Annotated in this window: 7 protein-coding genes; 6 read left to right on the top strand and 1 reads right to left on the bottom strand. The window is 38.1% G+C overall.

Features of this window, described 5'->3' with window-relative positions; genetic code table 11:
• Nucleotides 1-6: 6 nt before the first annotated feature.
• The 4 genes from EBF12_RS02795 to EBF12_RS11645 all read left to right on the top strand — a co-directional run bounded on the left by EBF12_RS02795 (nucleotide 7) and on the right by EBF12_RS11645 (nucleotide 10,234).
• The gene (locus EBF12_RS02795; protein ID WP_121726310.1) at nucleotides 7-5,208 is read left to right on the top strand and encodes a hypothetical protein; all 5,202 of its coding nucleotides are present in this window, start codon (nucleotides 7-9) and stop codon (nucleotides 5,206-5,208) included.
• Entirely contained in the window at nucleotides 5,187-8,294 is a 3,108-nt protein-coding gene (locus EBF12_RS11650; protein ID WP_244196325.1) for a hypothetical protein, read from the top strand. The genes EBF12_RS02795 and EBF12_RS11650 overlap by 22 nt, the downstream gene beginning before the upstream one ends.
• Before the next feature lie 11 nt (nucleotides 8,295-8,305).
• Complete coding sequence (locus EBF12_RS02775) at nucleotides 8,306-9,556, top strand: tyrosine-type recombinase/integrase (protein WP_121726309.1); 1,251 nt, start codon at nucleotides 8,306-8,308, stop codon at nucleotides 9,554-9,556.
• A gap of 516 nt (nucleotides 9,557-10,072) precedes the next feature.
• On the top strand, nucleotides 10,073-10,234 hold the full coding sequence (locus EBF12_RS11645; protein ID WP_244196324.1) for a hypothetical protein: 162 nt from the start codon (nucleotides 10,073-10,075) through the stop codon (nucleotides 10,232-10,234).
• Here EBF12_RS11645 and EBF12_RS02765 read toward each other — a convergent pair.
• Nucleotides 10,227-10,661 (bottom strand): hypothetical protein, encoded by a 435-nt coding sequence (locus tag EBF12_RS02765; protein WP_121726308.1) that lies wholly within the window; start codon nucleotides 10,659-10,661, stop codon nucleotides 10,227-10,229. The genes EBF12_RS11645 and EBF12_RS02765 overlap by 8 nt on opposite strands.
• A gap of 340 nt (nucleotides 10,662-11,001) precedes the next feature.
• Between EBF12_RS02765 and EBF12_RS02760 the strand changes: the two genes are divergently transcribed.
• Both EBF12_RS02760 and EBF12_RS02755 read left to right on the top strand, forming a co-directional pair.
• Entirely contained in the window at nucleotides 11,002-11,568 is a 567-nt protein-coding gene (locus EBF12_RS02760) for a hypothetical protein (RefSeq protein WP_157979036.1), read from the top strand.
• Nucleotides 11,569-11,708: 140 nt separating this feature from the next.
• Complete coding sequence (locus EBF12_RS02755; protein ID WP_208630942.1) at nucleotides 11,709-12,722, top strand: flagellar basal body P-ring protein FlgI; 1,014 nt, start codon at nucleotides 11,709-11,711, stop codon at nucleotides 12,720-12,722.
• The last annotated feature ends 22 nt before the right edge of the window (nucleotides 12,723-12,744 follow it).

Genomic DNA, 12,744 nt, shown 5'->3' with positions numbered 1-12,744 from the left:
GGGAATGTGAAAAAGATTCTATATGCAAGTCTTTGTATTATAGCTTTGGTGTTCTCAAGCTCTAATGCAAACAATAATGCACAACAACAAAATCAAAATCAACAACAAAACACAAATAAGCCTAGTGGAAACAATAATGGAAAACCAAACACAGGTAATAATGGAAGCAGTGGAAACAACAACAGCAATAATTCCTCACAAAGCAATATTTCAACAGGAAAAGATTTATCTAAAATCTATGGGCAACAAAAAAATCCCGGAGAATTTCAAACGCAAGAGATTATGCAAAATATGTTTGGCGGACAAGCCGCTGATAGAGCAAACTCCGGGGATATTAGCAATATGGTTGATGGTAAAATCACTAATATTAAACACCCGGGCATTCAATCATTTGTAGATGTCAAAAGAAGTGGCGTAATAGACAAGGCTGTAAAGGCAGCAACACAATCCATAGGAAACACCGCTGTTACAACAGGTAGAGCTTACTGCTATATTGCAAGAGGGCAATCTTTTTATAACTATCAATGCAGTCTTAATGGCGTAAGCTATGGGAGCCCAGATAATGGCAATTCTCCAACAAAAGCAAAGCAAGCTTGTGAGAAAAATTGTTATACAGCTGGAAGATGTTATGAGGTAAAAAGTGCTAAAGATACTAACTCAAAAGACACTATAGAAAAGCTTGGCAAGGTAACATTCAACAAAGACAATACTAAGCCTTTTGAGGTAACACGCACCATTACAGACTTGAGAAAGGCAAAAGGCATTACATTTAAGATAAAAAGCAATGCTCCTGTTTTGTTTTTCTTTGAATATACTGATGAAAGCGGATACAAAAGAGTTATGGCAAATGGCACACAAATTACAGCCACTGGAGAGGAAGAAGACAAAAATCAAAATGGCAACAGCAACAATGGCAATACAGGCAAACCTAATCAAAATAACCAAAAACCTAACACCGGCAGCAATAGTGGAGGCAATACAAATGGCAAGCCTAACCAAAACAATAAAAAGCCACTCCAGCAAATAACTAAAAGCTATACTCTCACTCAAAAGGTAAAAGATTTAAAACTAGGCTTCCAAGTTGAGGAAAAATATAAAAAACAAGAAGACTTGCTCATAGAAATCCAAGATATAGAGCTTGTCATTCCTCAAACTAAACGATTTGCATGTAGCTCACAAAATCTCTACTTCAAAGATGAAAAGAGAAAGAATTGTGCTAAATCTGATAGAGTATTACTCCAAAGCCCAGAAGGTCCAATAGAGATTTGTAAGGCATTTGGCTCTGGAGATAATGATGATGGCACATTCTCCACAGAAGAAGGCTGTAGAGCAACTTGTAGAACAAATGGGGAATGCCTCTTTAAAAATCCAAGCATTGATGCGGCTCAATTCTTTGGATTCCAAGAAGGCTGTCTTACAGATTCTAAGAGCTGCACGAATACAGGCTGCAGAACTTCAAGAGAGCAAGATGCCCCCATTTTAAACGAAAAGGTTTATGATGGCGAAGGGAATGTTACAGAAACCATTAAAAATGGTATTGCTGTTCCCGGAACGGTTCGCCCAAGAGTTATGGCGGATGCAAGTGGAGATTACAACAACAAAATTCAACAAGAAACTAAATCTTTAGCCTTTGCCAATATGATTAAAAACCAAAGCTATAACGCCTCTTTACCGCTCAATCAAAAAAGAGAAACTTCTTATGCAATAAGAACGGAGGCAAATAAAACGGCTGATGGCAAACCAGCGATAGATAAAAAACTCTTTGTAAGGGTAAAACCAAGTGATACACTCTATGATAAACCCGCATACTTGTATGTAATGGTAAGGGTTGAGAGCGTTTCAAAGGATTTAATTACGCTTCCACCTTGTAATTATGACAATCTTGTCCCAAATACACCTGAGTATGATAAAAGAACCGAAGAGTGTAAAAAAAGAGATAACGCTTTTAGAAGCTACCACTACTTCTTGCTTGATGAAAATAAGCAAGCAAAAGGTTTTTATAGACACCAAGGTTTCAATCTTGCGGAATATATAAATAATGGAAATAGATACCAAGTATTCAATGGTAAGAAATGGGTTGAAGGCGGAGAAGGCAATAGTGCTCCAGTGTTTAAGCGATACAATGATTTGCTTGGTTCTGTAAAGAAAAATAAATACTTCCTAGAAGAAGAAATCACAAACAACAGCTATGCCCTTTTAGAGCAAATCAAAGGTTTGCCAAAAGTAAGAGCATATTGGAATGCTGCTGGTAGCGGTGAGTTTATTATAGATCCTAATACTGGTAAGCCTATTTTGAGAGATCCATTTAGGGCGATGCTTGGAGAGATATATGTCCAAGTAAAAACAAAAGCGGATATTCCTGCTGAAATTATTGCTCAAAACAATGGAAAGGAGCCAAAACTCAAAGGCTATGAAACACCAAATAACTATGTTATCTACGCCCTTTTAAGCGACAAAGAGCTTACTCATAGAGAAATTGCAGAAGAGCTTATTGTAAAAGAAAAGACAACTGCTCCAACTCACGCTATTTATAACCTTTTAGAGATTGACAACAAGAATCTCCTTATTGACTTAAAAAGTGATGGCACAATGGGTGAGGAAATAGTTAAAGTCTATCTTGTGGGTAATTCAAAACAGCTTTCTGCCTATGCAAATGTATCTTCAAGAGAACCTGATGTAGGGGAAAATGGCTATCTCTTTTATTGGTGGCACGATGCAAAAGCAGATCCAGCAAAAGGCTCAATCACCAACCTTAAGCCTGATTCTCAAGAAATAAGAGAATTTAAGCAATTTATGCCTGCTACGCTGACAGATTATGAAATTTTTGCAGACAAAGATTTCAGTAAAAACAAAACTCAATCGCTCAAGTTTGGTTATGGGGCTGGGGATTACGATGCAAAAGCAGATTGTAAAGTAATGAACACCACAAGTGGGAAGTCAGAGCGTATTTGTTTGCCTTGGTGGAGAATTGAGCGTGAATATGATGAGAAAAAAGATAAAAGCATTGCAAACGCAGATTTTAGAGCGTTAATGGGTAAAATGAAGCTTCCAATGCAAGGAAAAGTCGTGAGTGTTTGCACTAAAGTAGATCCTATGGCAAATGCTATCTACAATAAAGAAAGGCAGACTATTACTTGCACTAGCTACTATAACATGCTCGCAGGCGAAGATTGCTTCCAAAACCCATTCCAAAAGAAGTGTTTTTATGATAACTGCCCTGTAAAAGTCAAAGAAAACTGCACCCTAACAAATACTATAGGGTTTGGGGATTTAAAAACAAAAGTCCAAGTTGATGATGTAACTGCAGCTGGGGGCGATATTAATCAGCTTAAAGAAACCAAGCTTGAAGTCAAAACCTATGGCTATAAATGCCCTAAGACAATGAATATAGACTTAAATCAAGTATGTCTTAAAGAGGAAACCGTGATGATGCAACCTGCTGTATGTCAAAGTGCAGGAAATACAGGAGGAACAGGCGGAGGAAGCGGTGGCACTGGTAGCAATGGCAATACAGGCGGAGGCAACAATAACGCAGGTGGAAATAGCGGAAGCGGACAAAAACCTTCTTTGCCCGGACTTGATGTAGGCGATGCCCCAACAGAACACGCCACAATGGATGAAATTCTTTCTGGAAAAAGCAATGTTGTGTATTGCAATACAGGCAATCCTGTTATTGATGCAAGCGGAGCCCTAAAAGGATTTAGAGGAACTTGTCCGGGAACAAGACAAGAAGTGACTTGTAAGTTTGATTCATTGCAAACTACAACTAAGACTTGCACCGATCCCATTATCCAAAAAGTAAAGGAAGAAAAAATTAACAATATAGAGCAAGAAAGAGTGTGTAAGGATGTATTTGTTAATGTGGCAAAGGGTGAGACTGATATTTACAAAGATGATCCTTCTTGCTATCGCTCAAATACAGCTGCAGATTCTAAAAAAGGCACAATTAGCGTTAATTTTAGACAGGATGTAAATGTTACAGGCTTACTTATCAGCAAAAACAAAGAAAGCCAACAGAGTGTAGAGTTCTGCACTTATAACGGGACTCAAGGCAAGATGCAAGGAAACTGCACGAGCAACTCAGGGCAGAAGACATTGAACTTCATCTCTACGCTTAAAGATTCGCAAGAGATTTTATTCGCGGAGCAAATTACAAGAACAGATGGCGGAGAAGATTTAGGAGGCTGGAGCAAAAATCTAGGGATTGATGCGACTTATGAGTATGGAACAGGTGGAAAGAATGATGCAATGCAGGGGCAGATATGCAATGGTGTCGGAGCCACTGGAGGAAATAATTGTTTCACTATACAGGGCATATACCAAAAAGGAACGGCTGATTTTGACAAGGCACAAAAGGACAATCCAAACGCCACTTGGAATGCTGTTGGAGACATAGTGCCGGGCAAACTTCTAGGCTCATCAAATGAGTATAGCTCCACAGCTGTATCTGCGAGTGTTGGAAGTAACAGAATAGAGATGTTACCAGACTTAAGAACACCAAACTTCCAGCTTAGATGGAGATCTTGTGGAGCTCCAAATATTGATGAGCCTAGTTTTAATGATGTTTTATCCCAAGGATACTTCCCAACTAAGGGGTATTGGGATACTGGCTGGTGGACATTGCACCTTCATTCATATAGGTGGGGAGTGTATGGTTACTATGACTGTGACGGACACAAATCAGTTTTCAATTCTCACTGGAGCCATCATAATATAAGCAAGGTAAATCTATTCCTTAACTCTGGAGCAGGACTTTCTATTTTATTCCCCACACCTTCAAACTATGAGGTGTATTTCTTTAATACGGAGGGCGGATTAATGCACAAGGAAGTTATTGCTGCTGCTAAAATGACAACAAATCTTCCCGGGCAAATGACACCCATTAGACTTGGAGATAAGGCAAAGCTTTATGAAAATGGGCAAGAAACAAATCAAAGGTTAAGTTGTTCAGAAGATGATCTCTCACCTGCTGGTGGAGGCACAATGTATGGTATTCATTCAACAACAGGGGCAGTTTGTCCTGTTGCAAGAGACAGAGACTTTATCTTGAAAAATTCAATAGGTAGCGTAACTATTATTGATTTGGACACCAAAATCACAACAACTAAAAAATTAACATATCCGCTTCCATACATAAATAGAATTTACTATGGATATGCGCAATCAGTAGAATCAAGGAGATACTCATGTTGTCAAGACTTCAACTAATCATTACATCAGTCTTATTGCCTATTTGGCTTATTGCTGCAAACACCAACTCGTCCCCACAAAATACAAATCAAAATCAACAGGGGCAAGGGCAAGGACAGCAACAACAGCCAACAAAATATTATTGCCCTGTAAGCAAGGAATATAAGGAGTATAAAAATGGAAATGGCAAATTAGAAGCCATTCCTTCATTCACAAACGAAAAAACTTGTGAATCTCAATGCCTTTCGCAGGGGCAATGTATGTTTGTTGGGGCTCAAAGCAATGGCATTGTTATTGCCAAAGTTGCAGATGGGAAAAAGCTTGATTTAGCAAAAATAAATAAAGATCTAGCTGGTATCAAGAAGGTAACAGGCATTAAAATTATTGTCTCTAATGTAGAAGCCCTGTCAGTAAGTGACTTGAATGGTATAAGCGTAAAAGAGTTATTTGTGCCTGTAAGACAAAGTGATATTAAAAAAGAGGGTATCAAGGCTAATGTATCAGGTAATAATCTAACCCTTACCGATCTTGGAGATGGTAGCAAGTTGATTGAGATAACAAGCTCAAAGCTTACCAAAAACACTGAAAATGGCACATATACAGCAGAACATCTTACTCGCAAGAAAAAAGTGCCTATGACACAAGATGAAATTAAAAAGCTTACACCAAAACAAATAGCTCAATATGAAGAATCTTATCAAAAAGCTCTAGAGGCTTACAATTCTGGACAAAGCACATATAAACCAATAGGCGCATTTGTAAAAGATGATGGAGATGAGCAATATACGCTTATTACCGCAGAGAATGGAAAACTAAGCGAACAAGCAGGTTGGATTCCATTAGCACCACTTGCAAATATAAATTACAATGCTTCTCAAGTAAGCTTAGAGACAGAGGTAATGAATGTTGATGGAACAACCAAAAAAGAGAGTATCACTATCCCACTTAATGGAAGCGGACAGGGTGAGCATTTATTCACCGTGGAAGGAACAACAAAAAATACTATTCAGGTAGGACAAGATTCTCTTGTTTTTAATAGTAGCGTTAAAGATCCTAAAGATTTAAACAATGTCACATATAGCGTTGAAAAAATTGCAGGTAACATAAGTGGCAATAGGGTAAGTGGAGAGTTTGAAGTTGAGATAATGAGCGAATCCACAGGTAACAGATATATGTGCCAAGGCAATGATAAAATTACGGGAGATCTTGGCAAAAATGCCTTCAGTGATGAAAAGGCTTGCTCTACTCAATGCAAACTTACAAATGCTTGTGTTACTATAAATCAAGGTGGAAGTAGCAACAATGGATGTCAAGTGCTAAGTTCTCAGTTACTTAATCCTATTACGGATGTAAATGGCAAGACCATTTATTTAAGCAAAAAAGTAACTGAGAAATGCACCCTTATTGTTGATAAGCAAATAGGTTGCCGACAATATTCAACGCAAACTTCAGAGACACCAGATTTAGAAAAGCTTTTAGGTGGAATCCCAAAAGTCCAAACAAATAAGCAAAACCACGACTTCTCAAAGGCTACAGAAGCTTTGGGGCAAATGGGACTTATGGAGGCATCAACACATATCTTTGGAGCAGAAGCTAGCTATTGCGATGTTGGACAATTTTTGCCAACTGGAATGGAAATGTTATCTATGGCTCTAAAATATGCTGCTATGGGGTTAGCAGCAGGAAGTGGTGGAGTATTGGATGATGCTACAAGTGCTGGAGGGAAGGCTTTTGCAAATGGAACTGGAAATGTTGTTTCAAAGTCTGCACAGGCGGCTGCATCTGCCTTCAAGGCTGGTTTTAACAAGTTTGTTAGTAATTTTGCAAAAAAAACTACCGAAGAGGCGCTTAAACATGCTGCCAAAGAAATTGCTTTCCAAGCGGCTGTAAAGATTGCAGCAAAAGCATTGCAAGAATATTGTGATGCCGAGGGGATAAAGGGATTGTGTGATAAAAAAGAAAAACAAAGACAATCAGCTTGGACAACAGGAACTACTGATGGAATCTTGACCAATGAACAGCTTGATGGCGCAACAGATGAGGAAGACAAAGTTGCTATGGATTATGCAAATTGTATGAGTGGTCGTTTTGGATTAACCTATGAGGCTGTTTTAGCTTGGCAAATGGGAACAAGAGAAGTAAATGAGCTTCACTACTCATTTAAAGTGCCTATGATAGTTGATGGCAATGAGCTAGGCATATTAAGGGTAGTTATGGAAAACAAAGATGGGGCTGCTTCTGATATAGACAAGTATTTTTATGCAAGATATAATGTTGAGGAATATGGCAACGCAAATCAAAAAACAACTTATGCTCTATACGCTCTAAAAGGCGAGGATGCGCTGATAGCTGCAGAAACAATTTGTGGTGGTCCAGAGACAGTTAATATTATTAGGGATAAATATGGCAAAAGGTTCTTAGACCCAAAGCTTGCAAACCCAACAATAGAGAACGAATCCCCAAAAGAAGAAGAGCTTAAAGAAGAATTGCCCGGTTTGACTGAAGATAGCAATGACCCATCTAAAAAGACTGATCCTGTAGATGTTGCTGTTCAGGCTGCTGAAATGATAGCTGGAGCACTTCCGCCACCATGGAATTTTGCTGCAAACCTACTCATTGATCTTTTTAAGCAAGTGCAAGAAAATGGGGATACTTGCACCGATATGAAATTTGCAGAGAGAAGGGCGCAAAAAACACCTACAGAAGGGCAAGAATATATCAGGACAAACAAACGAATTTCGCTTGGACTTTGCACACATGTTTCTAGTGAAGATATGGAAAAGGTGGGCAAGATAGTTTTGAGAAAGCGCAAACACCATTGTTGCTACGATCAAATAACAACTCGTATTTTTGCTGAAGGTATGATGGCTCAACTTGGCAAAAGAGCCATAAAGGATAATTGTGCCCCACTAGGTATTGAAGACCTTAACAAGGTTTCGTTCAAATCTTGCAAGGCAGGACAAAAACCGGAGAAGGATAACTGCTTCCCAGCTGACAAGTTCCAAGAACTCACTAACGCCTATATGTCTGGAGCTCACATAGGTATAGATGAGGCTGTAAGCGGTATTGTTAATAGCGTATTCCAGCTTGATGAATCGCAATAGAAAGGATTTTTATGACGGAAACGGAAATTAAAAAGGCTAAACCAAAAGAGAAAGACTACTTCTTAAATGATAGAGATGGATTGCGCTTAAGGGTATCTCCTGCGGGTTCAAAAACATTTCAAATGCGATATTCTTTTGGGGATAAAAGAAAACTTATTACTATTGGGCAATATCCATCTGTTTCCTTGGAGCAGGCAAGAGAGAAAGTTATTGGCTACAAAAAACTTATTCTAGCAGAAGCCGATCCACAAGAAAATAAAAAGCTAGACAAAGCAGCCAAAATAAAAATGAAAGAGGGGCAACTTCACCTAGTGGTAGAAGCATGGCTTAAATTCAAAGAAAAGCAGGTTACCTATTCCACACTCAAAAAAAATAGGCAAATGATGGATCTACACCTTTTACCGCATTTTTCAGAATATGATTCTGATAGAAAAATTGTAAGTTCCACGCACATTGAGGATATTGCACATTTAGACATTACGCATATTATCGCAAAGATTCAAGACTATAGGGTAGAGCTTGCTAGAAGGCTTTTTACTCATTGTATCAATATATGGCAATTCGCCCTTGGTCGCGGATATATAGAAACAAATTGCCTATTCAAAATTGACACAAAACAACTTCTTTTACCTAAAGTAACAAATCACTATGAGAAGATTACAGATGAAGCAACGCTGGGAGAGCTTTTGAGAGCTATTGATGGATATATTCATTCTCCTATTATACGATCGGCATTAAAGTTTGTTAGCATTATTCCCTTAAGAGCTGAAAACCTTGCTACGCTTAAATGGAGTTATATTGATTTTGAGAAAAAGATACTCACCATTCCAAGAAGCGAGATGAAAGTCAAAAAGAAATCATTCCCGGATTTTTCTCTTCCTTTACCTACGCAAGCTATTGAGATTCTAAAGGAAATTAAAAAAAATACAGGTTGGGGTGTTTGGATATTCCACGGACACAATAAAATACATAAACCGATGGTGTCAGAGAGTGCTAATAAAGCTTTGCGTTCTATGGGGTTTGCAGATGCCAAAAGAGGCAGGAAGCAAACACTTCACTCTTTTAGGGGAACTTTTAGAAGCCTTTGTGATACGCACCAAGACAAGCACAACATGCCATTTGAGATTAAAGAGGCTGTGTTGGATCATAGGGTAGGGAATAATGTTACACAAGCCTATCTACATAAAGCTGATTATGTAGAGCAGATGAGACCACTTTTGCAATGGTGGGCTGATTACTTAGATGAGCTCAAAGAGCGGTAGGCGAGAGAATATTTTCTCCTTTGACAGCAAACTCTACTTAAAAAATCATTCACTATTTTTGCTATAATCTTTTTTTTGGGTATATTTTGTTCTCATATTTGAGAGGCAATACAAGAAACCATCTCAAGCCCAAAAGATTCCAGCAAAACCAGTTTTCTTTCATCTCCTCCTAATTATATGCTCCATAATTTCATAGACAATAAAACCAACATCACAAAGTGATATAAAAAATCCAGCAAAAAAATGGGAATAAAAATAAATGGTAACAAATTTGGAACAAATTTAAATGTGCTATTCTCTTATTCTATTTTATATGCTATAATACCCAAGTTTATGCGGTAGTCCTACATTCCACCATTTCTTTTATAAATAAACAAAAATAGAGATAAACTAGGTTCATTTAATGCTAGTGGTGGTTTAGGACAATTAAAGGCAAATTATGAATTAGCTGAGAGAGGATTCAATAATATTGCATTAAGCGGTAGTCCTAGAGAAGTAATGAATGCAAGAATGGCTATGGACAAAGCACGCAAAGCTTATAATAAAGGATTAGCAACGCAGAATAGTTTGAGTAGGCAATACAATGCTCTAAGCCCACAAGCTAGAAAACATGTGGATAAAGAGCTTGGTGGCGATGCTGGAGGGGGAGTAACGGGAGGAGTAAATGGCTTTAGTTAATAATCCTATACCCGTGATTTTTAATATTTGCTGAACACTCCGCAAGTTTTTCTAAATATTTTGGATCTTTTGCTTCTTTCCTATTTTCATTAGCCCAAATTATAGAAAGATTTCCTGCTCCTTGTGTAGGAGCTACAATCTTCCATTCTCCCCTCTCAATAAGGTCTGCTTGTTCATCTTGTGTCATATTTGGATAAATGGATGTGTAAAAGATAGCTCCCTCCTCGTGATTCCTCAACCTCTCAATCACTTTTTCCTTAAAAGCCCTATCCCAAGCCTCCCAATATACTTCATCACACTTCTTGTCCCAATCCTTTTTAGCTTGGCTACTCCATTCACTATAAGGTGCGCTGCCATCTGGAATATGATTTGGACCACTAAAACTTTGTCCTACTAGGTATCCCATTGCAAAATCTCCAAAACCCATAATAAACTCCTTTCTATATTTTTAGATTTATTTAGGGAGATTATAATAGAATCTATGATTCAGATTCAAATGGACAAAGTTGTGTTGGAATACACGATAATATTTTCAGCGTAAGGAGTGGCATAATGACAATTACAATTAAAAATGCAAATAAAGATTTTTTAAAAGCTGCCAAAGAAGTAGCAAAGCTTACTAATCGTGAATCACCCAACTAACGAATATGGTTCGGTCTCTTGTTTCAACGATATTCACAAAAAGGTTGTAACACTTCAGCAATACGCATTAGGGGTTCCACAATTTCCAACAAGGAGAAGTGCGCGGAACAGATGTGAGCGAGATAATGTATCTTTTTGCTGTTAATATTTTTGGTATTCCAGAAACAATGAGTCCTGATTTTTATAGATTTTTAGATGGCAATGATGCACAAGGAAAAAATATACCAGAGTGGATAGCTAAAGGAGAATTGAAGGGTAAAGACAAAGAAACTGAGGCGTTAAAAAATCTTTTAGCCAAAGAAGGGAGGGCAGAGGCAAAAGGAGAAACTACCAAGGCTAATTCTAACGCAGATTTATTTAAATCTGCTTATTCGGGACAGCCAGCAAAGTCTCCAGAGCAGCTTATCAATGAGCTTTTGAAAGGAGGAAAGGGCGGGCAGATTGAGTTGTATTCCACCAAAATATTGTTTGGTATGGCAAAAGCACATACTGAAGTACTTACATTTATGGCTACAATGAATTTTGATGAGAAAGTCAAGCTCAAATGGAAGGGATTGGTTAATGAAAGTCAAGAGGTAATTAAATGTAGAAAGAACAATAAAAGTGGCAAGTGTGCTAGTGGTTCGATCAATCTTATTGTTGTATTTTATTGGATTGAGACATTATATACAAGTGAATGCAGATTCAAATAAACAATCATAAACACTGCAAACAAATGATGGACTTCGCAGGTTTTTAGAATCTAGGAATACAAATTGCTTTGAAGTATGCGAAGTTGTTAGAGAATCTTAAGTAGCAAGGACGCGAAATGAGAAAGATGAAATTAGCCGTTATAGCTTTTTGGCTTGTGTTTGGAATCTCGGCTCTACACGGGCAAAAAATTAGTCAAATCGCTCAAATTGTTGGCATTAGAGATAATAGCCTTGTGGGCTATGGGCTTGTGATAGGGCTTAATGGCACGGGCGATAAGAGTGGGTCAAAATTCACAATGCAGAGTGTTGCAAATATGCTAGAAAGCGTTAATGTTAAGCTTTCAGCAAATGATATTAAGTCTAAAAATGTCGCTGCGGTTATGGTAACTGCCTCTTTGCCTCCATTTGCAAGACAGGGCGATAAGCTTGATATTTTAGTCTCATCAATCGGCGATGCAAAGTCCATAAATGGTGGAACACTTGTAATGACACCACTTACAGGGGTTGATGGTAATATTTATGCCCTAGCTCAAGGTAATATCACAATGGGGGAGAGCGGGAGTGCGTTATCAGGTAGAATCGTAGGTGGGGCAAGTGTGGAGCGTGAGATAAACTACAATCTTTATAATCAAGAAAATGCAACTTTAAGTCTTAAAAGCTCGGATTTGCAAAATGCGATAAAGATTCAGCAAACACTTAATAGCGTATTTTCTGATGCGATAGCTGTGGCAGTAGATGCACGAACTATTAAGCTTAAAAAGCCTGAAAATCTTAGTATGGTGGAATTTTTAGCACTTGTGGAGGAAGTGGAGATTGACTACTCACGCAAGGAAAAAATCATTATAGATGAGAAAACCGGCACTATTGTGGCTGGAGTTGGCATTAGGATTGATCCTGTGGTGGTAACGCACGGAGATATTACGATTAAAATTTCTGATGAGATTTTAGAAGATCCAGAAGCGACAAAGCTTGATGGTGATATTTTAATGAGTAAGTCTCAAGGCACAATCGCTAGTGCAAATGGCACAAAACCCACGGTTTCAAGCGTGGTCAAGGCATTGCAAAAAATGGGTGCAACGCCTAAAAATATCATTTCCATTCTTGAAAATATTAAAAAATCTGGTGCGTTGCGTGCAGATATTGAAGTAATGTAAGGAATGTAAAATGAATGTAGAT

This window comes from Helicobacter labetoulli (genome assembly GCF_003670275.1).
Classification (GTDB): Bacteria; Campylobacterota; Campylobacteria; order Campylobacterales; family Helicobacteraceae; genus Helicobacter_C; species Helicobacter_C labetoulli.
This window is presented reverse-complemented; position numbering and strand designations above follow the sequence as displayed.

Excerpts from the sequence above, each read along its gene's own strand:
- EBF12_RS02765 (WP_121726308.1), bottom strand. The coding sequence starts at position 10,661 with ATGGGTTTTGGAGATTTTGCAATGGGATACCTAGTAGGACAAAGTTTT.
- EBF12_RS02775 (WP_121726309.1), top strand. The coding sequence starts at position 8,306 with ATGACGGAAACGGAAATTAAAAAGGCTAAACCAAAAGAGAAAGACTAC.
- EBF12_RS02760 (WP_157979036.1), top strand. The coding sequence starts at position 11,002 with ATGTATCTTTTTGCTGTTAATATTTTTGGTATTCCAGAAACAATGAGT.
- EBF12_RS11650 (WP_244196325.1), top strand. The coding sequence starts at position 5,187 with ATGTTGTCAAGACTTCAACTAATCATTACATCAGTCTTATTGCCTATT.
- EBF12_RS11645 (WP_244196324.1), top strand. The coding sequence starts at position 10,073 with ATGGACAAAGCACGCAAAGCTTATAATAAAGGATTAGCAACGCAGAAT.